We start from the raw sequence: 25,295 nt of genomic DNA on the forward strand, positions 1-25,295 counted from the left end.
CCCTCTGCATCACTCGGTGAGGTGCTGCTTGGTGTTCGAGTAGGTGATCGAGTCGGCGGTCGTCCCGACCAGGCCGAGCGTCACGCGCAGTAGTTGCGTCGGCAGCCCGTCGTTCGGGGGAGGAGTCGCCGCCCCGAGGGTCAGCGACTTCCCGTCCGGCCCGGTCGCGGTGGCCGAGTCGAGGTAGACCTGCACGTGACCGCTGAGGGTCATCGTGTCGGCGGTCGTCGAGAGTGACGGTCCGGTCTGCTTGCGCACGGTGAGGCTGAACCCCTGGATCGTGATCGTGTCCGCCGAGATCTTCAGCACGGGGATCCTGCTGCCGTCGGCGAGCGGCACGGTCACGACGCTGACGCCCTGGAGGCCGGTGAACGACAGCGACCTGCTGCCGAGCTGGGCCGGCGGCTGGGTGAAGACGGGCGCGGAGCCGTCCGGTGCGGCCGGGGTGGGCGCCGGGGTCGGCGTCGTGCCGGTTCCCGGGACGGTCGGCGTCGGCGCCGGGAGGCCGGGGAGCGGCAGCCCGGGTGCGGGCGAGCCGGATGACGGCGACGGCGATGGGGTCGGCGTCGGCGTCGGTGAGCTGCACGACGTGAAGATCGGGATGCAGAGCGACGCGGGCACGGCCGTCGTGCGGGCGGCCGGCGCGGGGAGAGGCACCGCTCCGATGCCCGCGAGCGCGCCGGCGAGCACCAGTGCGGCGACGAGGGCCCCGCGCGTGGCTCTGCTGCCGCGGTTCACGCGTCCCGCTCCGGATCGAGCCCGGCCTCCGGCTGCTCGGTGTCCGCCGGCTCGGTGTCCGATTGCTCGGCCTCCGCCTCGCCCGCCCGCCGGCGCGGCATCCACGCCACCGTCAGCACGCCGCCGATCGAACTCAGCAGCATCCCGATGAAGAAACCGCCGAGGTTGACGCCGATGAGCGAGTACACGGCGACCGCGAGGGCGATCACGCCGTAGAAGATCCGGTGCGCCGGCATCGCGATCGCCAGCACGCCGAGCAGCACCAGCAGGATCGGGATGATCGTCGCCTGCAGCCCCTCGATCCCGAGCTGCACGTGGATCCGACCCAGGTCGAGCTGACCGGAGAAGAACATCTCCACGCCGCCGAGCGCCGTCAGCAGGCCGCCGACGAACGGGCGCTGCCGCCGCCAGGAGCGGAACCGCTCCCGCCGCGTCGGCACGGTCGCTTCGTCGGCCGTCGCTGTCGCCGCGTGCGCGGCCGGCCGGCTCAGAAGCATCCCTTCGATCCGTCCGTCAGCTGCACGTGCATGCCGGTCAGCGTGAATACCGAGGCCTGCGTGCTCCACGCCGTCTGCTGGAGGTGGGAGATCGTCACCGTGTCGGCGTCCTGGGCGAAGTCGCCCGGCGAGCCTTTGGCCGCCGTGTTGACCGTGGAGGCGTCGACGCCGATGCGGATGTTGTGGAACTCGGAGTCGCCGGCCAGGTCGGTCATCCCGATCTGCAGGTCGGAGGCGCTGGCCGGGTTCCCGCCGCCGCCGGCGGTGATCAGTATCCCGACCTTGCCGAGCGGAGTGTCGGTGACGACCGACTGGCACAGGTCGGCGAGGGTCGCGGACTTGATGTTCGCGATGGCGACCTGGTGCTGCTTGCCTGCGGTGTCGGGGGCGACGCCGGCGTACTGCGAGAAGCCGGTGCCGTCGAGCTTGGAGGCGCTGATCTGGAACTGGCTGCCCGAGACGGCGAACGAGACGGGCACGGCTCCCTGGGCGACTCCGGTCATGAGCACCGTTGACACCACGGCGACGGGCACGGCGGCGAGCACGATGCGTCCGGCGTGCGAGCCGGCGAGCTTGCGGAACTTCATCGATCCTCCTGTTCGGGGGCTTGACAGCGACGGTGCGGTCGTTCCCTCTGCGAGACTAGACGCTATTGACGGGTTGTCAATAGTCGGCCGATTGGAGGACGGACCGACCGTTCCGGCCACGCCCCGGCTAGTACCCTCGAAGCATGGACACCGACCGGCGCACCCGGCTGACCCCGGACGAGCGCCGGGCGCAACTGGTCGCGCTCGGCGTCGCGCACCTCGCCGACCGTCCCCTCGACTCCCTGACCATCGAGGAGCTGTCGACGCAGGCGGGGGTCTCGCGGGCGCTCCTGTTCCACTACTTCGGCTCCAAGCAGGGCCTGCACCGGGAGGTCGTGCGCACCGCGCGCGACAGCATGCTGCACGCCACGGAGCCGATCCCCGAGCTTCCGCCGCGCGAGCGCCTGCGCGACACGCTGGCGCGCATCGTCGCGTTCGTCCGCGACCACAGCGGCACGTTCTACTCGCTGGTCCGCGGCGTCGCGAGCGGCGACGAGGAGGTCAGGGCCGTGGTCGAGGAGGCCAGGGGAGAGCAGGCCGAGCGCATCATCGCGGTATTCCTCGAGCTGGGCGCGGCGGACGCGCCGATGCTGCACATCGGGCTGCGCTCCTGGATCGCATTCGCCGAGGACGTCCTCGTCGCGAGCGCGATCGGCACCGATCTGCCGTCGGAGACCATCGTCGGCTTCCTCGAGAGGAGCGCCGACGGCGTCGTGGCGGCCGTGCCGCCCGCCGGGGAGCCCACCTAGCCGACGGGGCTCAGATGCCTTCCTCGTCGAGGTCGTCCTGCGTCAGGATGCCCTCGTCCGGGTCGCCCTCCGGGTCGTGCTCGTCGTAGTCGGGTTCCGCTTCACGCGGCCGGCCCCCGGTAGGGCCGTCGTTGCCGTCGCCCGGTCCGTCCCACACCGTCTCACCGGCGACGCCGTCGTTCGTGACCAGTTCGTCGGCGAAGTCGGCCTCCGCGATCGGGTCGTCCAGTGCGTAGTCGACCTCGCCGTCGCGGGGATCCACCCAGCCGGCGGTGTCTCCTGCGTCGGAGTCGCCGATCGTGGGGTCGTCGGCGCCGTCCTCGGGGATGCGGTCCATGCTCGTCTCCTCCGTCTTGTCACCTGCGGGTTCGGGCCGAACGTACACCCGTCGCGCACCCCCGGAAAACGATCGGTCCCAGCACGCTGCGGCGGCGGAGGCCGCGACGGCGTGCTGGGACCGATCGATCGTGCGAGGCGGAGGTCAGCTCGCCTTCGGGAAGCTGTAGCTGCCGCTCGAGCCGGCGTCCTTGACGGCCGTCTGCACGAACGCGGCGAACTGGGACGCGTCGGTGAAGCCGCCCTGGTAGCGCTCGCCGTTGACGAACACCGTCGGGGTGCCGAAGCTGCCCGTCTGCGGGTTCTTGAGCTGCGCGTTCCCGACGGCCTCGTTCGTGCGGTTCGTGACGAACTTCGAGAACGTCTGGTCGTTCACGCACTTCGTGATCGCCGACGAGCTGACGCCCGCGCTCTTGAACAGGTCCAGCATCTTGGCGTTCGTGAGGCCCGAACCGGTCTGCTCGTCGGGCTGGTTGGCGAACAGCGCGCTGTTCACGTCGAAGAACTTGTCGGGATCGTAGTTGGCCACGCATGATGCGGCGGCGGCCGCACGGGTCGAATACTCGTTGTTGGTGCTGGAGTCGAGGATGGCGATGGGGTGGATCTCGAGCGTCGCCGTGCCCTCCGACATCCACTGCTTCATCTGGTCGGAGTTGGTCGTCTCGAACTGGTCGCAGTAGGGGCACTGGTAGTCGAGCCAGATCTGGATGTGCGCGGTCTTGCCGTCAAGGGTCTGCTTCGTCGGCGTCGGCTTGGCGCCCTGCGCGATCGCGGGCGTGGTGACGGCCTTGTCCGACTGCGTGAGCAGGATTCCGCCGCTCAGCATGTTCTTCGGGTTGGCGACGTTGTTGGACGCGCTCACGCTGGTGAAGATGATGACGCCGATGATCGCGAGCACCGCGATGACACCGACGATCACCGAGCTCTGGACGACGACCTTGCGCCGCTTGGCCTTCTTGGCGGCCTCCTCGCGCATCTTGCGCGCCGTCTCGCGCGCCTCGGCGCGGCGGTCGTTCTTGGTGGGGGTGGTCGCGCCTCTGCCTGTAGCAGCCATTCAGGTCATTCCGTTTCCGAAGGTGGACAAGTCTCCAGGACAAGCGTATGGGTGTTTTCCTTTGGATGCGCTGTGCCGCGGCTGCGTAACGCGCTCGGCAGCCAGCTGCCTCAGGCGCGCACCGCAGCGCCGGCAGCCTCGGCGACGGGCACCAGGCGGCGCAGCTGCGTGACGTGCGCGGGCGTCAGGTCGGCCAGGGTCGGCACCTCCAGCAGCTTCATCGTGCGCACGACCTGGTCGCTCAGGATCTGGATGGTGCGGTCGACGCCGGCGCGGCCTCCCGCCATCAGGCCGTAGAGGTAGGCGCGGCCGATCAGAGTGAACTTGGCGCCGAGCGCGTACGCGGCGACGATGTCGGCGCCGTTCATGATGCCCGTGTCGATCGCGACCTCGCTGCGGTCGCCCACGGCCTCCACTACCTGCGGCAGCAGGTGGAAGGGGATCGGCGCGCGATCGAGCTGGCGGCCGCCGTGATTGGAGAGCACGATGCCGTCGACGCCGAGGTCGACGAGCTTGCGGGAGTCCTCCACGTTCTGGACGCCCTTCACGACGATCTTGCCCGGCCACATGCTGCGGATGACGTCGAGGTCGGCGAAGCTGATCGACGGGTCCATCGCGGCGTCCAGCAGCTCGCCGACGGTGCCGCCGGTCGACGACAGCGACGCGAACTCGAGCTTCGGCGTGGTGAGGAAGTCGTACCACCACCACGGCCGCGGGATCGCGTTGACGATGGTGCCGAGGGTGAGCTGCGGCGGGATGGAGAAACCGTTGCGCTTGTCGCGCAGCCGCGCGCCGGCGACCGGTGTGTCGACCGTGAAGAACAGGGTGTCGAAGCCGTTCGCGGCGGCGCGGCGGACCAGCTCGTACGAGATCTCGCGGTCGCGCATCACATAGAGCTGGAACCAGTTGCGGCCGGTCGGGTTTGCGGCCTTGACGCCCTCGATGGAGGTCGTGCCGAGCGTCGACAGTGTGAACGGGATGCCCGCGGCGCCGGCCGCTCCTGCCCCGGCGACCTCGCCCTCGGTCTGCATCAGCCGCGTGAAGCCGGTGGGCGCGATCCCGAACGGCATCGCAGAGGGGCCGCCCCAGATCTCGCAGGACGTGTCAACGGTGGAGACGTCGCGCAGGATCGACGGGTGGAACTCGATGTCCTGGAAGGCCTGCCGTGCCCGCGCGAGCGAGATCTCGCCCTCGGCCGCGCCCTCCGTGTAGTCGAAGGCGGCCTTCGGCGTGCGTCGCTTCGCGATGGTGCGGAGGTCCTCGATCGTGAGGGCCGCGCTCAGCCGGCGCTTCTTCGCGTCGAGTTCGGGCTTCTTGAACGACAGGAGCTCGAACAGCTCGGCGGGCTGGGGGAGTTGGCGGGTGACCATGTTCGTGTGCCTAACGTGCGTCGGTGGACTGGGACAGAGACGGGGATGGGAGTGCAGAGACAGAGGGCGCCGGGGCGGCGTCGCGGTAATACCCGGTGATGTGGTCGTGGATGCGGGCGCGGGCCCCTGCGAGGTCGCCGTCCGCGATGGCAGCCATCACGGCGCGGTGCTCGGTGCGCAGCCGCGCGGCCATGGCCTCCCACTCAGGAAGGCGCGCGGCGCCGGCGAGCACGTAGCCTTCGATCGAGCTGCGGAGGCCGGCCATCATCGTCGCGACGACGGCGTTGCCCGCGGCTTCTGCGAGCGCCAGGTGGAACTGCGCGTCGAGCGCGAGGAACTCGGCAGCGGTGAGCGAGCGGTCGTCCATCGCGTCGAGGAGCTGCCGCGCGTCGTCGAGGTCGACAGCAGACCCGCGTCCGGCCAGCTCGCCGGCGACGGAGGATTCCAGCAGCAGACGCGTGCTCACCACGTCGGTGACCGGGAAGCCGCTCGCGGCGACCTGCAGGCGCATGAGGGCCTGCATCCCGCCGAGCGGGCGGGCGATGATGATGGCGCCGGAGCTCGGACCCGATCCGGTCTGGGTGCGGACGAGGCCCATGGCCTCCAGCACGCGCACGGCCTCCCGGACGCTGGAGCGGGCGACACCGAAGTCGGCAGCGAGGGCGCGCTCGGGCGGGAGGTGGTCGCCCGGGCGCAGACGACCGTCGACGAGGCGCTCCTCGATGCGGGCGAGCACGCTCTCCCACGCCTTCGGTTCGGTGCTCACCGGCGCTGCCTCCCCGTGAGTGTCGTGTGGTCGGACCACATGGTCCGACCACACGATACCACGCGGCCCCCGGTAGAAAGGGGCGCGTCAGTCGGCGGCGGCGGGGGCGCGGCCGAGCTCGACGTCCTCGACGCGGGAGCGCGGCATGAGCAGGCCGGCCACGATCGTGAGCACGGCGACGATGGCGACCGACACGAAGACCGCCGTGGAGGCGCTCTGCACGGCCGCGGGGGAGTGCGCGCCGCCGGAGGTCGACAGGATGATCGCGTTGGCGATCGCGCCGAACACCGCCACGCCGACCGCACTGCCGATGGAGCGCGCGAACATGTTCGTGCCGGTGACCACGCCGCGCTCGCTCCACGAGACGCTCGACTGGGCGGCGATCAGCGTGGGCGTCGCCACGAGGCCCATCCCGAGTCCCACGATGAAGCAGCTCACCGCCACGAACAGCACGCTCGGCGTGACGCTGGTGGCCGCGAGGAGGATCGTGCCGACGATCGCGATGCTCGTGCCGAGCAGTGCGGTGTTGCGGAAGCCGATCCGCAGGTAGAAGCGGCCAGAGACGCTCGCGGCGAGCGGCCAGCCGAGGGTGAGCGCGGCGACGGCGAGACCGGAGACGAGCGGTGGCACGCCGATCGTCGACTCGAGGTACGTCGGCACGTAGGAGGTGAGCCCGATCAGGATCGCGCCGATGCCCAGCGAGACGAGTGTGGTCGTGACCAGCAGCCGCCGGGAGAACACCCACAGGGGCAGCACGGGCTCCGCGGCCCTCCGCTCCACGAGGGCGAAGGCGACGAGCAGGAGGCCGCCGAGCGTGAAGGCGCCGATGCTCCAGAGCGAGTTCCAGGCCCACGCCTGACCGCCCTCGAGCACCGCGAGGATGAGCAGCGACATCCCGGCCGTCAGCAGTGCCGACCCCGCGTAGTCGATGCGGTGCCGCTTGCGCTCGATGTTCTCGTGGAACGCGCGGATCAGCATCCACGCGGCCAGGATGCAGAGCGGCACGTTGACGAAGAAGATCCACCGCCACGACAGGAACTGCGAGAACAGTCCGCCCAGGGTCGGTCCGACCACCGACGAGATCGCCCAGACGCTCGCGAGGTAGCCCTGGGTCTTGGCCCGCTCGGCGACGGTGTAGATGTCGCCGGCGATCGTCATCGACATGGGCTGGATGGCGCCGGCGCCGAGACCCTGCAGGGCGCGGAAGGCGATCAGCGCGGGCATGCTCCAGGCGAACCCGCAGAGGATGGAGCCGAGGAAGAACAGGCCGATGCCGGCGAGCACGATCGGCTTGCGGCCGACGGTGTCCGAGAGCTTGGCGTAGACGGGGACCGAGACCGCCTGCGCGAGCAGGTAGATCGAGAACAGCCACGGGAACTGGGCGAAGCCGCCCAGGTCGCCGACGATGGAGGGCACGGCCGTCGCGAGGATCGTCGCATCGATCGCGACGAGGCCGGTCGTCAGCATCAGGGCGATCAGGATGGGGCCGCGCTCGGAGCGGAAGCCCACGCTGGCTCGGGTGATCTCGTTCATCTCTGTGAACAACCCCCGCGGGGCCCGATCATTCCCGATCTCGGCGAAAGAACGCACTCGACGTGGAGGCCGACTTGACGTGAAAGAACGCGGGGCGCACAATCTGAAACATGTCTTTCACAACTGGCGGTCGTCCGGAGGAACGGCGCACGGTCACCGACCCGCGCGCTCTGCGCGCGCTCGCGCACCCGCTGCGCCTGGCGCTGCTGGACCATCTGATGTCGTTCGGTGCGCGCACGGCCAGCGAGTGCGCAGAGGCCGTCGGCTCCACGCCCTCCAACTGCAGCTACCACCTGCGCGCGCTCGCCCGCTTCGGACTGGTCGAACGGGTGGAGGCCGACGACGGCCGGGAGCGGCCGTGGCAGTCGACGGCCACCGGCCTCCAGCTCGGTCGCGCCGACGACCCGGGCGTGCAGCTCGGCGTCGACACCGTCGAGCGCTTCTTCGCCGACAATCAGGTCGACGAGGAGGCCGCACGGCTGCACCGAGCGATCGCCCGGCGCGACAGCGTGCCGCCCGCCTGGCGCGAGGCGAGCATGCTCTCCGGCTACGCACTGCGCATCAGCCCCGACGAGCTGCGCGAGCTGGGGGACCGGCTGGACGCGCTGATCCGCCCGTACATCGCGCTCACCCGCGACGACGCCCCTGCTGACAGCGCGGTCGTGGCGCTCAACCTCAACGCGTTCCTTCATCCCGACGAGGAGGTCGAGGGCTCATGAGCCGCTCGCCGCTCTTCCGGCGCGACTACGCGCTGGTCTGGACCGCCGGCCTGGTCTCCGACACCGGCGACTGGCTGCTGATGATCGCCCTCCCACTGTTCGCGTTCTCGGCGACCGGCTCGGCGCTGGGCGCCTCGGCCGTGTTCCTGGCCGAGCTCATCCCGATGCTGCTCGCCGGCACCTTCCTCGGCGTGCTCGTCGACCGCTGGGATCCACGGCGGACGATGATCGTCGTCGCGCTCATCCAGGGCGTCGCGCTCCTGCCGCTGCTCGCGGCGAGCTCCGACCGCATGGGCATCGTCTACGCCGTGGCCGCGGTGCAGGCGTGCCTCGGCGCCATGATCAACCCGGCCCGGCAGTCGATGGTGCCGCGTCTTCTGAAAGCGGACGAGCTGGGTCGGGGCAACGCCCTCCTCGCCATCGCCGACAACCTCGCCCGGCTGGTGGGCTCGCCGCTCGGCGGCCTCGCGTTCGCCGTCGGTGGGCTGACGGGTGTGGTGATCGTGGACGCCGTGAGCTTCGCCGTGACGGCCCTCCTCGTCGCCTTCACGCGGCCGCTCCCGGCCAAAGAAATCGGCGCCGACGCGGAGTCGGCGCCTGCCGTCGAACGACGCCTGCTCCACGAGTGGGTGGAGGGCATCGCGACCGTCGTCCGCACCAGGGAGCTGCGCACGATCGCAGTCATCGCCGTGCTCGGCAGCATCGCACAGGGCGTCTTCCTCGTCCTCTTCATCGTGTACGTGACCCAGGACCTCGGCGCCAACGACACGGAGGTCGGCCTCCTGCGCGGCGTCCAGGCGATCGGAGGAGTGCTGGGAGGCCTGCTCACCGGCGTGCTGATCCGGCGGTTCGCCCCGCGCTGGCTCATCGGCGGCGGCTACCTGGTATTCGGGGCGCTCTCGCTGCTCACCTGGAACCTCGCCCCGGTCACGACCGCCGTCTGGGTGTACGCCGGACTGTTCATCGCGATGGGCCTCCCGGCCGTGGCGACGGCGACCGGCGAGATCACGCTCGTGCAGACGGTGACGCCTCGGGCGACGCTCGGACGGGTCATCGCCGCGGTGACCACGCTCTCGGGCGCGGCCCAGGGCGTGGGCCTCCTGGTCGCCGGCCTGATCGCCGAGTCGGTCGGCACCGTGCGCGTCCTCGACGCTCAGGCGTCGCTGTACGTGCTCTGCGGGGTGCTCGCGCTGGTGTTCCTCGGGGCGGCGAAAGGCGCGGGCGACGGAACACCGGGCGACGCGAACCTCGGGGTGACCGATTCCGCGACCAGCGCCGACCGACCTGCGGGTTGACGCGAAACCCGCGCAGATTGCCAGGCGTTTCGCGCTCGGGCACGTAGGGTGTCGGTGTGTGGCGACTGGATAGGAAGAGCGAGGACGACGACATGACGTCCGACGTGCCCGAGGGCGACGCCCTGCATCCGGCGTCGAACACGACCTCCCCGCACACCCTGAGCCTGGGCGATCCCGGCCTCGTCGCCGGGAACATCGCCGACCACGTCTGGTCGCGGTGGCGCGAGGAGATCGCGGCGATCGGCGGCGAATCCCCCCTGCTGCACTTCGAGGACAGCCCGCGTACGCGCATCGAGCTGAGCACGACGCATCCGGGCGGCCTCCCGCAGTTCATCACCGGGCAGAGCACGCTGCTCTCCAGCCTCATCCGCGACGAGCTCGCACTGCGCACGGCCCGTGCCGCGGCGAACGCCATCACCGCCAAAGGCATCGAGTTGCGCTCCGTGCGCGGCATCGAGTCGATCCACCTGGCGATCGGCCTGGCGCAGTGGCGGCACGGCCCCGACGAATACCTGGCGCCGATCCTGCTACGCCCTCTGGCGATCCGCCGTTACGGCCGCGACTTCGAGTTGAAGCTCAAGGGCCAGCCGTTCCTGAACCCGGAACTGGCCCGCGCGCTGTCCGAGCAGTTCCAGATCACGCTCGACGCCGACGCCTTCGTCGCCCTCGCCCTGCATGACGGCGCGTTCAAGCCGCAGCCGGTGATCGACCGGCTGCGCGGACTCACCTCGCACTTGCCGTGGTTCAACGTGCTGCCGCGTCTCGTGGTCTCGTCGTTCGTCGACGTGGCACCGGCGCTGCGGGCGGAGGCCGACGACCTCGACACGCCGCTGCTGGACGCGCTCGCGGGCAACCCCACGGCGCGCACCGCGATCGAGAGCGCGTTCAGCCCGGCCGACCCCATCCGCCAGGACGAGCGTCCGCCGGCCACCGACTCCCTCCTCCTCGACGCCGACGAAGAGCAGGAGAACGTCGTCGCGCAGATCTCGGCGGGCAACTCGCTCGTCGTGAAGACCCTCCCGGGCACCGGAGGCACGCAGACGGTGGTCAACGCCGTCGGCGCGCTCGTGGCCCAGCACAAGCGAGTGCTCGTCGTCGGTCCCCGGCGCTCCAGCCTCGACGACATCGCCCAGCGGTTCGCGAAGGTCGGACTGCCCGGCGTCGCGGTCACCCCGCGCAGCCTCCGCCGAGACCTCATCCAGTCCATCGGCCGCAATGAGAAGGCCGAGCAGCCGCGCGTCACCGACGTGGACGACGCCCTCGTGCGGCTCCGCAAGGTGCTGCTCGACTACCGTGCCGCGCTCGCGCGCCGCGACCCCGTCCTCCACGTCTCCGTGCTCGACGCGCTGCGCGAGCTCTCCCGGCTCGCGCTGCTGCCGACTCCGCCCGCGACCACCGCGCGGCTGAGCCGTGCCTCCATCGAAGCGCTCGCCTCCGGGCGCGACGCCGCCGCTGACGCCCTGATCCGTGCCGCCCGCCTGGGCGAGTTCCGCTACGGCCCCAGCGACTCACCCTGGTACGGCGCGTCGTTCGCGACGACCGAAGAGGGCAAAGCCGCCCACGACCTCGCCAAGAAGCTCAGCCGCGCCGAGCTGCCGCGGCTCATCGAGCGCGCCAGGGCACTGATCGGCCAGACCCGCATGCGGCCGTTCGAGTCGATCGCCGAGCTCGGCGTCTACCTGCGCCTGCTGCTCGACGTGCGTGAGACGCTCGACCGTTTCACGCCCGCCGTCTTCGACCGTTCGATCTCGGAGCTCATCGCCGCGACCTCCTCGCGCCGCGAGTCGCCGACGATGTCGGGCACCAACCGGCGGCGGCTGCGCAAGCTCGCCCTGGAGTACGTGCGCCCTGGCGTGCACGTGACCGACCTCAACGAGAGCCTGCGTCGAATCCAGCAGCAGCGCATCCTCTGGAACCGCTTCGCGGTCGCCGGTGTCGTCCCGGAGGTGCCGGTCGGCATCGCCGACGTGCAGGTCGCATACCAGCGCGTCGCGGAAGACCTGGCCCGCCTCGACATCCCGTTGCGCCGCACCGGGACGCCGCAGTCGCTCGCCGCGCTGCCCATCGAGGAGCTGACGCGTCAGGTCGCCGGCCTGGCCGCCGAGTCGGAGGTGCTCGCCAACCTCCAGGAGCGCACCGCCTTGCTCGGGCAGCTCCGCGAGCGCGAGCTGGACCCGCTGCTGTCCGACCTGTCGGTGCGCCACGTGCCCGAGACGCAAGTCAGCGCCGAGCTCGAACTCGCCTGGTGGCAGTCGGTGCTGGAGGCCCTGCTCGCAGCCGACCGCGCACTGCTGAGTGCCAACACGAGCGTGCTCGACCGGCTGGAGGCCGACTTCCGGCTCGTGGACGAGGCCCACGCCTCCGCCACCGGCAAGCAGCTCGCGTGGATGCTCGCTGAGACATGGAAGATCGGCATCGTCGACTGGCCGGAGGAGGCCAAGGCGCTCAAGAAGCTGCTCACGACGACCACGCCGACCGCCGCCTCGCTGAACGCGGCGGCACCGCATCTGGCGCGCCCGCTCGCTCCGGTCTGGCTCGTGTCGCCCTACGAGGTGTCGGCGATCGACGCCGAGGTCGCGTTCGACGCGGTCGTGCTGATCGACGCCGGCGCCTCCAGCCTGGCCGAGAACGTCCCCGTGCTGCGCCGCGCCCGCCAGGTCGTGGCCTTCGGCGATCCGGTCACCCAGACTCCGTCGCGGTTCGACACCGGGGTGCACGAGTACGGCACCACGGTGGAGGCCGCCGACGTCGACGCCCTGCACGGCGACTCCGCGCTCGCCCGGCTCTCCGAGCTGCTCCCCGTCTACACGCTCGCGCGCAGCTACCGCGCCGGCGGCGAAGACCTGGCCGAGCTGGTCAACCGCCGTTTCTACGGCGGCAACATCGACTCGCTGCCGTGGGCCGGAACCTACCTCGGGCACGGAAGCCTCGCCCTCCACTACGTCACCGGCGGTCAGGGGATGCCCGACAGCGACACCGGCGCGGTGGAGAGCACCGACGCCGAGGTGGCGAAGGTGGTCGAGCTCGTCCTGCGGCACGCCACCGAGCGTCCGCGCGAGTCGCTGATGGTCATCAGCGCGAGCGAGCGCCACGCGGTGCGGGTGAACCAGGCCGTGCTGTCGGCGTTCGCCAAGCGCACCGAGCTCGCCGACTTCATCCTGGGCGACCGTCCGGAGCCGTTCACCGTCGTGACCCTCGAGCAGTCGGTGGGCCAGAGCCGCGACCGCGTCGTCTTCTCGATCGGCTACGGGCGCACCCCGCACGGCCGGCTGTTGTCGAACTTCGGCGCCCTCGCCGAGCCGGGCGGCGACCGCCTCCTCGCCGTCGGCATGACGCGCGCCCGCCGGGGCATGGACATCGTGTCGTGCTTCCGCCCTGACGACATCGACGAGTCGCGCATGCGACACGGGATCGCGGCTCTCGCCCAGGTGCTGGGCGAGGCCGACCAGCTGCAGGCCGCCGCGCCCGAGTTCCTCAGCCCTGACGCCGACCCGATGATCGTCGACCTCGCCAAGCGCCTCGCGCGGCGTGGCCTGGACGTGCAGGTCGGCTACCGCGGCAAGCTCACTCTCGTCGCGTCGAACGAGGGCCGCGCCGTTGTCGTCGAGACCGACGACGATGTGAACAAGGGCAGCCTCCGCGAGTCGCTGCGGCTGCGCCCCGACGTGCTGCGCCGTCTGGGCTGGCACTACCTGCGCGTGCACAGCTTCGAGCTCTTCGCCGACCCGGACGCCGTCGCCGGCCGCATCGCGCGCCTCATCGGCATCTCGGAGGCCACCACCGAGACCGCGCCGATCACGCTCCCGGAGCTCTGAGCCGCGTACCCGCCCGCGCATTTGCGCCGAATGTGCTGTCTGGGGCCGCGAGACGGCACATTCACCGCAAATCTGCGCCTAGCCTGGAGTGGTGAACGAGCAGCAGCAAGACGGCGAGCGACAGGCGCGCAGACCGCGCCGCGTGCGTCGCGAGGGTGCGCCGGGTGCCGACCCCACGCCGCGGGTGCCGGAACGCGACCGCGACGAGGGCTCGTGGTCGTCGAACGACGAGCAGCTGCGACGGGACGTACCGCCGCACTGGTGACTACGGCAGCGGGTCGGCGTGCCTGCCGGTGCCGGCGCCCGAGGGCGGCGACTGCTGCGCCTGCAGGAGGTCGCGGATCTCGGTCAGCAGGTCGAGCTCGGTGACGGGTGCGTCGGGCTCGACGACGCCCTTCTTGCGGAGGCGGTCCATCCGCTCCTTGAGCTTGTTGATCGGGAAGACGAAGACGAAGTAGACGACGACCGCGACGATCAGGAAGCTGATGATCGAGCCGAGCACGGCGCCGAACTTGATGTGGGAGCCGTTGAGGGTGACGATCATCGCGTCGTCGAGCGAGCTCGCCTTGAAGAACGCGCTGATCAGCGGGTTGAACAGGTTCGTCACGATCGAGGTCACGACGGCCGTGAACGCGGCGCCGATGACCACGGCGACCGCCAGATCGATCACGTTCCCGCGGAGGATGAACTCTCTGAAGCCTTTGAGCAAGACCGGTCCTTTCGCCAGAGGAGTGGGGCTGGTGGTGCTGGTGTCAGGCTGCGGAGCCCGAAGAGGAGGACGAGGACGACGAGGAGCCGGTCGACGACGAGCCCGATGACGATGAACCGGACGACGATGAACCGGACGACGATGAACCGGACGACGACGACGAACCCGAGGACGAGGAGGTGGACGACGACGAGTCCGACCCGGACGCCGAACCTCCGGCGGACTTCGTACCCCCGCGCGAGTCGGTGCGGTAGAACCCGGAGCCGTTGAAAGTCACGCCCACGGTGCCGAAGACCTTGCGCAGCGTTCCGCCGCAGTTCGGGCAGACGGTGAGCGCATCGTCGGTGAAGGCCTGGTGGATGTCGAAGGCATGGCCGCAGTCACGGCACGAGTAGGAGTAAGTGGGCATGGTCTTCCGTAGTGTTCAGGTGCGTCCGTGGTGCCGCTCAGGAGAACTGGACGATGCGTGTCGGGGTGACCGCGCCGTCGACGGGCTGGTCGTGTCGTTCCCGAGGGACCTCGCTCACGAGCTCGGCGTCGAAGACGACGGCGTACACCGGGGGACATTTTTCCATGCTGCCGAGCGTCTTGTCGAAATAGCCCCGCCCCCAGCCCATGCGCATGCCGGTCGCGTCGACGGCGGCGGCCGGCACGAGGATGAGGTCGACGTCGTTGATGGCGATCGGCCCCAGCAGCTCGCCGACGGCCTCCGGCATGCCGAAGAGCCCCTCGGCCTCGGTCTCGCCGTCGCCCGTCGTCCAGTCGAGGAGGCCGTCTTCGCGCGAGACCGGCAGGAGGACCCGGAGTCCCTGCCCGACCGCCCAGCCGACGAACGGACGTGTGTCGGGCTCGATGTTCGTGGACAGGTAGCAGGCGACGGACCGCGCCGACAGATCGGTCGCGAGATCGACCAAGTTGCGGGTGATCCCCGCGGTCGCGGCCTGCCGTTCCGTGGTGGTGAGGTTCTGCCGCCGCTCCCGCAGCTCGGCGCGGAGAGCGCGCTTGCGATGGGCGGCAGTGTCCGTGTCCATAGGCCAATCCTAGAAGATCAAGCCCGGGTGGCCGGGCAAATGCGGATACTGTAGCGGCATGGCTACTCACGTGACGAAAGCAGTGATCCCCGCAGCAGGCCTCGGCACCCGGTTCCTCCCGGCGACCAAGGCGATGCCCAAGGAGATGCTGCCGGTCGTCGACAAGCCGGCCATCCAATACGTGGTCGAAGAGGCCGTCAGCGCCGGCCTCAACGACGTCCTGATGATCACCGGGCGCAACAAGAACGCGCTCGAGAACCACTTCGACCGCAACGCCGAGCTCGAGGACACCCTCGAGAAGAAGGGCGACACCGACCGCCTCGAGAAGGTCAACTACTCCACGTCGCTCGCCGACCTCCACTATGTGCGCCAGGGCGACCCCAAGGGTCTCGGCCACGCGGTGCTGCGCGCCAAAGCCCACGTCGGCCGTGAGCCGTTCGCCGTGCTCCTCGGCGACGACATCATCGACTCCCGCGACGACCTCCTCCAGCACATGCTCGAGGTGCAGCAGAAGTACAACGGCAGCGTGGTCGCGCTGATGGAGGTGCCGAGCGGGTCCATCCACCTCTACGGCGCCGCCGCCATCGAAGAGACCGGCGACGACGACGTGGTGCGCATCACGGGTCTCGTCGAGAAGCCCGACGCCGAGCACGCCCCGTCGAACTACGCGATCATCGGCCGGTACGTTCTGCGCCCCGAGGTGTTCGACGTGCTCGAGCGCACCGAGCCGGGCCGCGGCGGAGAGATCCAGCTCACCGACGCCCTCCAGTCGATGGCCGAGGCTCCCGACTGGACCGGCGGTGTCTACGGGGTCGTCTTCCGCGGCCGCCGCTACGACACCGGCGACCGGCTCGACTACATCAAGGCGATCGTGCAGCTGGCAGTCGACCGCGAAGACCTCGGCCCCGAGCTGCGGCCGTGGCTGCGCGAGTTCGCCGACGGACTCGGCGACGAGCCGCGCGAGGTCCTCGACGAGATGCCGGCCGACACCACTGACGCGATCTAGTCGGTTTACCGCTACGGTCGTATCTGCGGCGAACGGTCGCCGCAGAAGGAGGACGCCGTGGCGTTCGTCATCCCCACGTTGAGCGAGGGGCGCATCGGGCTGCGACCGATCCGTCTGAGGGACGCTCGCGCGCTCGAGCGTTCCCTGCTCGACAACCGCACATGGCTGCGGCAGTGGGAAGCGACGAGCCCGTACGCGCCCGGGGCGTTCGACACCCGCGCGAGCATCCGCTCCCTGCTGGCGAACGCGCGCGCCGGACACGGCCTGCCGTTCGTCGTCGAGTACGACGGGCGCTTGGCGGGCCAGCTCAATGTGTCCTCCGTGACCTACGGCTCGCTGTCGAGCGCCACGATCGGCTACTGGATCGCCGAGGAGTTCGCCGGGCGCAACATCACGCCGACCGCGGTTGCGCTCGCGACCGACTACTGCTTCTACCAGCTCGGGCTGCACCGCATGGAGATCTGCATCCGGCCCGAGAACGGCCCCAGCCTCCGCGTCGTCGAGAAGCTCGGCTTCCGCTACGAGGGCCTCCGGCGCCGCTACATCCACATCAACGGCGACTGGCGCGACCACTACTGCTTCGGGCTGGTCTCCGAAGAGCTTCAGCAGGGCGTGCTGCGCCGTTGGCTCGATGGGGAGGCGCCGACGGAGGCCGCTGCAGTGACGGCCGAAGACCGCGCGGCCGCCGCCATCCCGCTCCCGGTCGCGCGGCGACGCTGAGAGTCCTCTCCATCGGTGACACACCCGGGCGCTGACCGGGGCGCCGAGCCCGCGAGCCCTACCGTAGAGGCATGAATGGGGATGTGATGGGCGGTGGGGTGGTCGTCGCCATCGCGGCCGCCCTCTGGCTGGCCTATCTCGTCCCGGTGTGGCTGCGTCGCCGCGAGTACCTGGCGACGGAGCGCAACGCCGTTCGGCTGCAGCAGACGCTGCGCATCCTGGCCGAGACGAGTGAGCTTCCGGACGAGGTCCGCATGGAGGCGACCGCGAAGACGGTCGCGGAGCAGCAGCGGATCCTCCGCAGGGCGGAGGAGCGCAGACTCGCGACCGCCCGGGCCGAAGCGGCCGCGCACGCGCGTCGCGAGCAGGCTCTCGCCGAGGAGCGCAGGCATGCGGCCGAGGAGGCCGAGCGCGCGGCCGCCCAGGCCATCGCGCTGGAGCGTGCGTCGCGTGCGGCGGCGGCCCAGCGGGCGAGCGCGCTCGCCGTCGCCAGCGCACGTCCGGCGCTCTCCCCGCAGCGCCGCCGCCGGCTCCGCCGTTCGCGCTCGCTCTGCACACTGCTTCTCGTGGCGAGCCTCGTCGGCGTCGTCGTCGGCGCCGCGCTCATGCCGGCCACCGGTGCCTGGCTGCTGACAGCTGCGTCCGGCCTCGTGGTGCTGGCGTCTCTCGGAATGCTCAGCCGGCTGTCGCGGTCCGCTCGTGCCGCCGCCGCACCCGTTCCGTTCGTGCCGGCGGCCCCCGCCTCGCCGGACCTCTACGATCAGGCGCAGCACGACCTCCCGGTGCAGGAGGCTCTGCGCCAGAGCTGGACGCCGCGCCCGTTGCCGAAGCCGCTGCACCTGTCACCCGGCACGGTCGCAGCCGCGGCGATGGCCTCGGTGGACGCAGCGGCCGAATTGCGCCGTGCCGCCGCCCGCGCCGACTTCGAGCGCAAGGCCACGGCGGTCGCGGAGGCTGCACCGGCGACGCCGGCTCCTGTCCGGCTTCGCCCGGTCGACGCTCCCCTGGTGGCGTCGACTTCTGCCGCACCCTCGGTCGCGGCGGTCTCGCGGCCGGTCGCCGTCGACGAGGCAGTACCGAGCCTCTACTCGGCGATGGGGATCGTGGGCTCGGTCGACGATGGGGCACTCGACCTGGACGCCGTCCTCCGTCGCCGTCGCGCGGCCAGCTGAGCCGCCCTCGATTTCGATTCGGAACAGCGAGGGTGCTAGGCTAGCTGAGCAGTTCCCGGGGCTATGGCGCAGTTGGTAGCGCGCTTCGTTCGCATCGAAGAGGTCAGGAGTTCGAATCTCCTTAGCTCCACCAGATAACAGAATCAGACAAGAAGGACCGCCAGAGATGGCGGTCCTTTTTCTTTGTCGATTCAACCGTTTGTTCACGCAAGTGCACGCAAAAGTTCGCAAATGACTTGCATCTATTTTAGTTCTTGCGTCATTTTGTCGAGAACCCTACGTTCTGTGTAACGGAAATCACACTCCGTCCGGCGCCGACGCCCTGCGGCGGGCCGGCCTGCACAGAAAGGCTCCGCGTGGACCTGCCCCTGCTCGCTGAAGACTCAGCAGCACCGACGCCGCCCGCACCGACGCCGGCGGCGACGAGTGCGCATCCGGCTCCGTCGACCGCCGACCCACTCTGGTGGCGCAGCGCCGTCATCTACCAGATCTACCCGCGCAGCTTCGCCGATGCGAACGGCGACGGCATCGGCGACCTCGCGGGCGTGCGGCAGCACCTCCCGTATCTCCAGGAGCTCGGCGTCGACGCCATCTGGTTCACGCCGTGGTATCTCTCCCCGCTCGCCGACGGCGGCTACGACGTCGCCGACTACCGCACGATCGATCCCGCGTTCGGCACCCTAGAGGAGGCCGAGACCCTGATCGCCGAGGCTCTGGAGCTCGGCATCCGCACCATCATCGACATCGTCCCCAACCACGTCTCCGACCGTCACGAGTGGTTTCAGGCGGCCCTCGCCGCCGGTCCGGGCTCGCCGGAGCGCGAGCGGTTCTGGTTCCGCCCAGGAGGCGGCGCCGACGGGTCCCAGATGCCGAACCACTGGGTCTCCAACTTCTCGGGCGACGCCTGGACGCGAACCGTCGACGCCGACGGCACGCCGGGGGAGTGGTACCTGCACCTGTTCACCCCCGAGCAGCCGGACCTCAACTGGAACCACCCCGACGTCCTGCGCGAGCACGAGGAGATCCTGCGCTTCTGGTTCGACCGCGGTGTGGGAGGCGTCCGCATCGACTCCGCCGCACTGCTGGTCAAGGACCCCGCGCTGCCCGAGGTGCCGGAGCACCCGGCGCCGGGGCGACACCCCAACACCGACCGGGACCAGCTGCACGACATCTACCGCGGCTGGCGGGCGATCGCCGACTCGTACCCGGGCACGCGCGTGCTGGTCGGCGAGATCTGGCTCCCCGACATCGACCGGTTCGCCAAGTACCTGCGCCGCGACGAGCTGCACACGGCCTTCAACTTCGACTTCCTCGCCCGGCCGTGGGAGGCGGACGAGCTGCGCACGTCGATCGACTCGACCCTCGCCGCGCACGCACCCGTCGGGGCGCCCTCCACCTGGCTGCTGTCGAACCACGACGTGACGCGTCCCGTCACGCGGCTGGGCCGCGACGACTCCTCGTTCGCCTTCGCGAAGAAGCGGGTGGGGACGCCGACCGATCTCGCCCTCGGGACGCGCCGCGCCCGCGCCGCCGCCCTCCTCGTCGCCGCCCTCCCCGGTTCGCTCTACATCTACCAGGGCGACGAGCTCGGCCTCCCGGAGGTCGAGGACCTCCCGCCCGACCGGCTGGAGGACCCGATGCACTTCCGCTCGGGCGGCGTCGACCCCGGCCGCGACGGCTGCCGGGTCCCGCTCCCGTGGAGCGGCGAGCTCGGTCCGTTCGGCTTCAGCCCGGCGGACGCGGCCGGCGAGCCCTGGCTGCCGCAGCCGGAATCGTGGCGCGGGCTCACGGTCGAGGCGCAGCGCCGGGATCCGGACTCGATGCTCTCGCTCTATACCCGGGCGCTGCACCTCCGCCGCGACGAGGAGGGTCTCGGCGACGGCGACTTCGCCTGGCTGCCGAGCGAACCCGGGGTGCTCTGCTTCGCCCGGGGTGACCGCTTCGTCGACGTCACCAACCTGTCGGGCGCGGCCGTGCCGCTCCCGCCCCACGAGGGCGTCCTCCTCCTCAGCGCTCCGCTGCAGGACGGACTCCTCCCCACCGACTCCACGGCATGGCTCCGAACACAGCACGCCTCGCCGGAGAACCGCGTCGTATCCACCCGATGACGCACCTGACTGCACCACACCGCACACTGAAAGGAACCAGACAATGAAGTCCGTGAAACCACGACGACTCGGCAGCAAGGTCGTCGCGATCGGTCTCGTGACCGCCGCGAGCGTCGCCATGCTGAGCGCCTGCTCGTCCGACAACGGCGGCGGCAGCGACGGCAAGGTCAACCTCGTCGTCGCGCCGGTCCTGCCCGGCGCCACCGAGGACGCCCTCAAGACGCTCGCCACGCGCGTCAAGGAGTTCGAGAAGAAGAACCCCGACATCCACGTCAAGGCCATCGAGTACCAGTGGACGGCGAGCACCTTCGCCGCCGAGCTCGCGGGCGGGACCCTGCCCGACGTCTTCAACGTGCCGTTCACCGACTCCAAGACGCTGGCGAACAACGGCCAGCTGGCCGACATCACCACCCCGTTCAAGCAGACCTCGACAGCCGACAAGTGGAACAAGACCGTGCTGAACGTCGCCACCGGCGACAACGGCAAGATCTACGGCATCCCGTGGGGCCCGTACGCGATGGCGCTGTCGTACAACCGCGACATCTTCAAGCAGGCCGGGCTCGACCCCGACAAGCCGCCGACCACGCTCGACGAGATCGAGGCGGACGCCAAGACCATCTCCGAGAAGGTCCCCGGGGTCGCCGGCTACATGCAGATGACCAAGGACAGCACGGGAGGCTGGAACCTCGCGACGAGCACCTATGCGCTCGGCGGCCGGCTGGAGTCCACCGGCTCGGACGGCAAGGTGACCGTCAAGACCGACAACGACCAGACCAAGCAGGCGCTGGCGTGGCTCAAGAAGATGCGCTGGGACGACAACTCCATGGGCAGCAACTTCCTGTGGGACTGGAGCGGCATCAACCAGGGCTTCGCGTCGGGCAAGATCGGCATGTACATGAGCGGTTCCGACGTGATCGGCTCGCTGATGCAGGCGAACGGCTTCGACCCCGCCAAGTACGGGGTGACCACCTACCCGGTCGACTCGTCGAACAGCAAGGCCGGCATCCTGTCGGGCGGCAACGTCGACGTCGTGAACGTGAAGGACACCCCTGAGCAGATCGCCGCGGCGGTCAAGTGGATCGACTTCTACCGCACGCAGCCGCAGGTCAACGAGAGCGACGCCGTCACTCTCGCCAAGTCGAACCAGGCCGGCAACCAGGCCGTGAACGCCCCCACCCTGCCGTTGTTCGACAAGGCCACCTGGCAGCAGTACCAGGGCTGGATCAAGCCGTACGCGAACATCCCGGCCGAGAACATCAAGCCGTTCAACGACGGGATCTTCAGCCAGACGATCGTCCCGGAGCCGCCGGCGCACACGCAGGACCTGTACGCGGCGCTCGACGCCGTCGTGCAGGCGGTGCTGACCGACAAGAACGCCGACGTCGACACCCTGCTCAAGGGAGTCGACACGAAGATCCAGGCGCTCATCGACGCCGACGCCAAGAAGTAGCACAGAGCACCTCCGCGGCCGCCAGGCCGTCGGCGCCGCGGGCGTCCGGCGGTCTGGCGGCCTCGCACCACGGAAAGCCAGGACATGACGACATCCACCGATGTGCGCGCCACCCCCGCGCCGGAGCGCCAGAAGCGGCGGCACAACCCGATCACCTGGGTGCAGCGCGGCGGCCTCACGACGCTGCTGTTCCTCCTCCCGCTCCTGATCGTCTTCGGGGTCTTCTCGTGGTCGCCGATCGTGCAGGCGGTCATCATGAGCTTCCAGAAGACCAACCTGGTCACCCCGCCGACCTTCGTCGGCTGGGACAACTTCGTGGCGGTCTTCAACGATCCGCTGTTCTGGACCGCCGTGCGCAACACGGCCTACTTCGCCTTCCTCGCGATCCTCATCGGCTACCCGGTGCCGCTGATCGTGGCCGTGCTGATGAGCGAGGTGCGGAGGTTCAAGGGCCTCTTCAGCGTCCTCGCCTACCTGCCCGTCGTCATCCTCCCGGTCGTCTCGGTGCTGCTCTGGAAGATCTTCTACGACGCGAGCCCGACCGGTGTCTTCAACACGATCCTCGGCTGGTTCCACATCCCGCCGCAGCCCTGGATCCAGGACGCGGCCACCGCGATGCCGTCGCTCGTCCTCCAGGCGACCTGGGCGGGCGCGGGAGGCACGATCATCATCTACCTCGCGGCGATGACGAGCGTCGCGCCCGAGCTCTACGACGCGGCCGAGGTCGACGGCGCCTCGCTCTGGGGCAAGATCTGGCACGTGACGCTCCCGCAGCTGCGCGGCATCCTGTTCATCACGTTCATCCTGCAGATCATCGCCACGGCCCAGGTCTTCCTTCAGCCGTACCTGTTCACGGGCGGCGGCCCGGCGAACTCGACGACGACGATCCTGCTCCTCATCTACCAGTACGCGTTCACGAACAGCCTCGGCGGGGCGTACGGGCAGGCGACGGCGCTGAGTCTGATGCTCGCCCTGTTCCTCGCCGTGCTCTCGATCGTCTACTTCCGACTCACCGCGCGATGGAGCGACCATTGACCACCACAGTCCCGGCCCAAGAAGTCCAGGTCACCGAGCCGCTGCCCGACTCCGGCGTCCCCGGCAGGCGGCCCCGCCGTCGTCCGAGAGCGGCGGAAGCCGAGGACCGCCACATCCTGTCGGCCGCCGACTGGCGTCGCCCGCGCATCCGGATCACGACGAGCGTCCTCCACGTCATCCTGCTGATCCTGCTGGTGCTCGTCGGGCTCTTCCCACTGCTGTGGCTGTTCAAGTCGGGCATCACCCCCACGCAAGACACCCTGACGAACCCGCTGGCCCTCTTCCCGAACGGGGTGGACTGGAACAATGTCGTCAGAGCGTGGAACGACGTCCACATCGGCGACTTCTTCTTCAACACGATCGCCATGGCCGCCGGCGAGTGGGCGGTGCAGCTGATCGTCGCCACCACCGCGGGCTTCGCGCTCTCGGTGCTCCGCCCGAAGTACGGGCGCTACCTCGCCGGGCTGGTGCTCGCCACCCTGTTCGTCCCGGCGGTCGTACTGCTCGTGCCGTTGTACCTCACGATCCTGCACCCGCCGCTGATCGGGCACTCGCTGATCAACACGTTCTGGGCCGTCTGGTTGCCGGCCGGCGCGAGCGCCTTCAACGTCCTCCTGGTGATGCGGTTCTTCGACAGCCTCCCGCGCGAGATCTTCGAGGCGGCACGCACTGACGGAGCCGGGACTTTCCGTCTGTTCTGGTCGATCGTGCTGCCGATGTCGAAGCCCATCCTCGGCGTGGTCTCGGTGCTCGCCATCAACGCGGCGTGGGCGGACTTCCTCTGGCCCAACCTGGTGCTGACCGACATCCATATCCAGCCGCTGTCGGTGCGGCTGCCGCAGATCCAGTCGAGCACCGATCTCGGCGTGTACCTGGCGGCGCTGAGCATCGCCACGCTGATCCCGGTAGTCATCTTCCTGATCTTCCAGAGGACGTTCCTCAGGGGAGGGGGACTGGGCGGAGCGGTGAAGGGGTGATCCGTCCGCGGTCCTCCTCACACCACGAGGAGGATCGCGAGAACGACCATCAGCACCGCGATGCCGGCGTCGAGCACGCGCCAGGCGACCGGCCGGGCGAAGACCGGCGCCGCCGGCCGGGCCCCGAATCCCAGCAGCACGAACCACAGCAGGCTCGCGGTCGCCGCACCGGCGCCGAACACCCAGCGTCCCGGGTCGCCGTGCGTCGCGGACAGCGAGCCGAGTAGGAGCACGGTGTCGAGATAGACGTGCGGGTTGAGCCAGGTGATCGCGAGGCAGGTGCCGATCGCCGCGGCGAGCGAGCCCCCTCCGGAGGTCGCCGCGGTGAGCGTGCTGGGGCGCACCGCGCGGATCGCGGCGAAGACGGCGTAGCCGATCAGGAACGCGAACCCGGCCCAGCGCACGATCTGCAGCGCCAGCGGCGCCGCCTTGACGAGCGTCCCGATGCCGGCGACGCCCGCCGCGATCAGGACTGCGTCGCTCGCGACGCAGATCGCGACGACGGCGAGCACGTGCTCCCGGCGGAGTCCCTGCCGAAGCACGAACGCGTTCTGGGCACCGATGGCGACGATGAGAGCGGCGGCCGAGCCGAGGCCGGTGAGGAAGATCGCGAGCACCATTCGACGATAGGCAAAGAAGACTGTTCAGTACAGCTCACGTTTCTTACGAACCATTAGCATTGCTGAACATGGAGCCCTCGAGCGATCAGCTGCGCACCCTGGCCGCCGTGGTCGAGCACGGCACGTTCGACCGCGCGGCCACCGCGCTGCATCTGACGCCGTCGGCGGTGAGCCAGCGCATCAAATCGCTGGAGGAGCTGAGCGGCCGGGTGCTGGTGCGCCGCAGCAAGCCGATCCAGGCGACCGCCGCCGGCGCCGTGCTCGTGCGGCTGGCCCGTCAGGTGGCGCTGCTCGAGGCGGAGGCCGCCGCTGAGCTGGAGGGCGACGACGGAGCGCACGTCGCTGCGCCGACCTCCATCCCGCTCGTCGTCAACGCCGACTCCCTCGCGACCTGGGTGCTGCCCGCGCTGGCGACGCTCCCGGGGTCGGTGTTCGATATCGTCCTGGACGATCAGGAGCACACGATCGGGAGGCTGCGCGACGGCGCCGCGATGGCCGCGATCGGCTCGGACCACGTGCCGGTGCAGGGCTGCACGGTGTCGGCGCTCGGGGCGATGCGCTACCGGCCGCTCGCGACCCCGGCGTTCGTCGAGCGTTGGTGCGCGGGCGGGTGGGACGCGCGCGCGGCGGCCGAGGCGCCGATGCTCGTCTACGACCGCAAGGACGCCCTCCAGGACCGCTATCTCGACCGTCTCGCTCCAGGGGCCCGCCCTCCCCGGCAGTACGTTCCGGCGTCGACGGAGTTCGTGGGCGCGGCTGCTCTCGGGCTCGGCTGGGGCATGATCCCCGACCTCCAGTCGGAGGCGCTGCTCGCGGACGGCCGCCTGGTGGTCCTCGACGAGGCCGGGGCCGTGGACGTGCCGCTGTACTGGCAGCAGTGGTCGCTGCAGTCGGCCGCGCTGACCGCGGTCGCCGATGCCATCGCGCGAGCGGCCGCCGCCGCACTCCGCCCCGCCTGAATGGTCGAAGGGCACGTCGTTGTCACTTTCGAGGCTCGAAAGTGACAAC

The 25,295-nt window shown here is 70.1% G+C and carries 25 protein-coding genes and 1 tRNA gene; 14 read left to right on the forward strand and 12 right to left on the reverse strand.

The window, feature by feature from the left end:
* Window positions 1-9: 9 nt before the first annotated feature.
* The 3 genes from AC0HS0_RS01700 to AC0HS0_RS01710 are packed head-to-tail and all read right to left on the reverse strand — an operon-like array spanning window position 10 to window position 1,822.
* Window positions 10-738, reverse strand: coding sequence for a hypothetical protein (locus AC0HS0_RS01700; protein ID WP_472961213.1), 729 nt, complete (start codon window positions 736-738; stop codon window positions 10-12).
* Window positions 735-1,235: a DUF6114 domain-containing protein gene (locus tag AC0HS0_RS01705; RefSeq protein ID WP_472961215.1), complete on the reverse strand. Its 501-nt coding sequence runs from the start codon at window positions 1,233-1,235 to the stop codon at window positions 735-737. Before AC0HS0_RS01705 ends, AC0HS0_RS01700 begins: the two co-directional genes overlap by 4 nt.
* On the reverse strand, window positions 1,226-1,822 hold the full coding sequence (locus tag AC0HS0_RS01710) for a DUF6230 family protein (protein WP_472961216.1): 597 nt from the start codon (window positions 1,820-1,822) through the stop codon (window positions 1,226-1,228). The genes AC0HS0_RS01705 and AC0HS0_RS01710 overlap by 10 nt, the downstream gene beginning before the upstream one ends.
* A 143-nt stretch (window positions 1,823-1,965) precedes the next feature.
* On the opposite strand from AC0HS0_RS01710, the gene AC0HS0_RS01715 reads away from it, so the two are divergent.
* A complete protein-coding gene (locus tag AC0HS0_RS01715; protein ID WP_472961218.1) occupies window positions 1,966-2,571 on the forward strand; it encodes a TetR/AcrR family transcriptional regulator in 606 nt (201 codons plus the stop codon).
* A 10-nt stretch (window positions 2,572-2,581) separates the two neighbouring features.
* Here AC0HS0_RS01715 and AC0HS0_RS01720 read toward each other — a convergent pair whose 3' ends face one another.
* The 5 genes from AC0HS0_RS01720 to AC0HS0_RS01740 all read right to left on the reverse strand — a co-directional run bounded on the left by AC0HS0_RS01720 (window position 2,582) and on the right by AC0HS0_RS01740 (window position 7,630).
* Complete coding sequence (locus tag AC0HS0_RS01720; protein ID WP_472961219.1) at window positions 2,582-2,908, reverse strand: hypothetical protein; 327 nt, start codon at window positions 2,906-2,908, stop codon at window positions 2,582-2,584.
* A 144-nt stretch (window positions 2,909-3,052) separates the two neighbouring features.
* Window positions 3,053-3,961, reverse strand: coding sequence for a DsbA family protein (locus AC0HS0_RS01725; protein WP_472961220.1), 909 nt, complete (start codon window positions 3,959-3,961; stop codon window positions 3,053-3,055).
* 110 nt (window positions 3,962-4,071) lie between these two features.
* Window positions 4,072-5,331 (reverse strand): alpha-hydroxy acid oxidase, encoded by a 1,260-nt coding sequence (locus AC0HS0_RS01730; protein WP_472961222.1) that lies wholly within the window; start codon window positions 5,329-5,331, stop codon window positions 4,072-4,074.
* A 10-nt stretch (window positions 5,332-5,341) separates the two neighbouring features.
* On the reverse strand, window positions 5,342-6,097 hold the full coding sequence (locus AC0HS0_RS01735) for a FadR/GntR family transcriptional regulator (protein ID WP_472961223.1): 756 nt from the start codon (window positions 6,095-6,097) through the stop codon (window positions 5,342-5,344).
* Between the two features lie 87 nt (window positions 6,098-6,184).
* The gene (locus tag AC0HS0_RS01740; RefSeq protein WP_472961224.1) at window positions 6,185-7,630 is read right to left on the reverse strand and encodes an MDR family MFS transporter; all 1,446 of its coding nucleotides are present in this window, start codon (window positions 7,628-7,630) and stop codon (window positions 6,185-6,187) included.
* A 110-nt stretch (window positions 7,631-7,740) separates the two neighbouring features.
* On the opposite strand from AC0HS0_RS01740, the gene AC0HS0_RS01745 reads away from it, so the two are divergent.
* From AC0HS0_RS01745 to AC0HS0_RS01760, 4 genes are all read left to right on the forward strand, one after another.
* A complete protein-coding gene (locus AC0HS0_RS01745) occupies window positions 7,741-8,349 on the forward strand; it encodes an ArsR/SmtB family transcription factor (protein WP_472961226.1) in 609 nt (202 codons plus the stop codon).
* The gene (locus AC0HS0_RS01750) at window positions 8,346-9,644 is read left to right on the forward strand and encodes an MFS transporter (protein ID WP_472961227.1); all 1,299 of its coding nucleotides are present in this window, start codon (window positions 8,346-8,348) and stop codon (window positions 9,642-9,644) included. Before AC0HS0_RS01745 ends, AC0HS0_RS01750 begins: the two co-directional genes overlap by 4 nt.
* A 92-nt stretch (window positions 9,645-9,736) precedes the next feature.
* The gene (locus AC0HS0_RS01755) at window positions 9,737-13,459 is read left to right on the forward strand and encodes an AAA family ATPase (RefSeq protein WP_472961228.1); all 3,723 of its coding nucleotides are present in this window, start codon (window positions 9,737-9,739) and stop codon (window positions 13,457-13,459) included.
* A 91-nt stretch (window positions 13,460-13,550) separates the two neighbouring features.
* The gene (locus AC0HS0_RS01760) at window positions 13,551-13,724 is read left to right on the forward strand and encodes a hypothetical protein (RefSeq protein WP_472961229.1); all 174 of its coding nucleotides are present in this window, start codon (window positions 13,551-13,553) and stop codon (window positions 13,722-13,724) included.
* Here the strand turns inward: AC0HS0_RS01760 and mscL are convergent, their stop codons facing one another.
* The 3 genes from mscL to AC0HS0_RS01775 are packed head-to-tail and all read right to left on the reverse strand — an operon-like array spanning window position 13,725 to window position 15,199.
* Window positions 13,725-14,168: a large conductance mechanosensitive channel protein MscL gene (gene mscL / locus AC0HS0_RS01765; protein WP_472961230.1), complete on the reverse strand. Its 444-nt coding sequence runs from the start codon at window positions 14,166-14,168 to the stop codon at window positions 13,725-13,727.
* A 43-nt stretch (window positions 14,169-14,211) separates the two neighbouring features.
* A complete protein-coding gene (locus AC0HS0_RS01770) occupies window positions 14,212-14,577 on the reverse strand; it encodes an FmdB family zinc ribbon protein (protein ID WP_472961232.1) in 366 nt (121 codons plus the stop codon).
* Between the two features lie 37 nt (window positions 14,578-14,614).
* Entirely contained in the window at window positions 14,615-15,199 is a 585-nt protein-coding gene (locus tag AC0HS0_RS01775) for a 5-formyltetrahydrofolate cyclo-ligase (RefSeq protein WP_472961233.1), read from the reverse strand.
* Between the two features lie 58 nt (window positions 15,200-15,257).
* Between AC0HS0_RS01775 and galU the strand changes: the two genes are divergently transcribed.
* The 8 genes from galU to AC0HS0_RS01815 all read left to right on the forward strand — a co-directional run bounded on the left by galU (window position 15,258) and on the right by AC0HS0_RS01815 (window position 23,667).
* Complete coding sequence (gene galU / locus AC0HS0_RS01780) at window positions 15,258-16,205, forward strand: UTP--glucose-1-phosphate uridylyltransferase GalU (RefSeq protein ID WP_472961234.1); 948 nt, start codon at window positions 15,258-15,260, stop codon at window positions 16,203-16,205.
* Between the two features lie 57 nt (window positions 16,206-16,262).
* Window positions 16,263-16,925, forward strand: a complete 663-nt coding sequence (locus tag AC0HS0_RS01785) for a GNAT family N-acetyltransferase (RefSeq protein ID WP_472961236.1) — start codon at window positions 16,263-16,265, stop codon at window positions 16,923-16,925.
* Between the two features lie 71 nt (window positions 16,926-16,996).
* Window positions 16,997-18,097 carry a hypothetical protein gene (locus AC0HS0_RS01790; RefSeq protein WP_472961237.1) on the forward strand — a complete coding sequence of 367 codons (1,101 nt, stop codon included), beginning with the start codon at window positions 16,997-16,999 and terminating at the stop codon, window positions 18,095-18,097.
* Window positions 18,098-18,154: 57 nt separating this feature from the next.
* Window positions 18,155-18,230: transfer RNA gene (locus AC0HS0_RS01795), tRNA-Ala, on the forward strand.
* A gap of 229 nt (window positions 18,231-18,459) precedes the next feature.
* Window positions 18,460-20,205: a glycoside hydrolase family 13 protein gene (locus tag AC0HS0_RS01800; protein WP_472962087.1), complete on the forward strand. Its 1,746-nt coding sequence runs from the start codon at window positions 18,460-18,462 to the stop codon at window positions 20,203-20,205.
* A 52-nt stretch (window positions 20,206-20,257) separates the two neighbouring features.
* Window positions 20,258-21,655 (forward strand): ABC transporter substrate-binding protein, encoded by a 1,398-nt coding sequence (locus AC0HS0_RS01805; RefSeq protein WP_472961238.1) that lies wholly within the window; start codon window positions 20,258-20,260, stop codon window positions 21,653-21,655.
* Window positions 21,656-21,739: 84 nt separating this feature from the next.
* Complete coding sequence (locus AC0HS0_RS01810; protein ID WP_472961239.1) at window positions 21,740-22,690, forward strand: carbohydrate ABC transporter permease; 951 nt, start codon at window positions 21,740-21,742, stop codon at window positions 22,688-22,690.
* Complete coding sequence (locus AC0HS0_RS01815; RefSeq protein WP_472961240.1) at window positions 22,687-23,667, forward strand: carbohydrate ABC transporter permease; 981 nt, start codon at window positions 22,687-22,689, stop codon at window positions 23,665-23,667. Before AC0HS0_RS01810 ends, AC0HS0_RS01815 begins: the two co-directional genes overlap by 4 nt.
* Before the next feature lie 17 nt (window positions 23,668-23,684).
* On the opposite strand, the gene AC0HS0_RS01820 is transcribed toward AC0HS0_RS01815, so the two are convergent.
* Window positions 23,685-24,284, reverse strand: coding sequence for a LysE/ArgO family amino acid transporter (locus AC0HS0_RS01820; RefSeq protein WP_472962089.1), 600 nt, complete (start codon window positions 24,282-24,284; stop codon window positions 23,685-23,687).
* Between the two features lie 71 nt (window positions 24,285-24,355).
* Between AC0HS0_RS01820 and AC0HS0_RS01825 the strand changes: the two genes are divergently transcribed.
* Window positions 24,356-25,246 (forward strand): LysR family transcriptional regulator ArgP, encoded by an 891-nt coding sequence (locus tag AC0HS0_RS01825; RefSeq protein ID WP_472961242.1) that lies wholly within the window; start codon window positions 24,356-24,358, stop codon window positions 25,244-25,246.
* Window positions 25,247-25,295 lie beyond the last annotated feature (49 nt).

Source organism: Leifsonia sp. PARNA 1/14 (genome assembly GCF_055720965.1).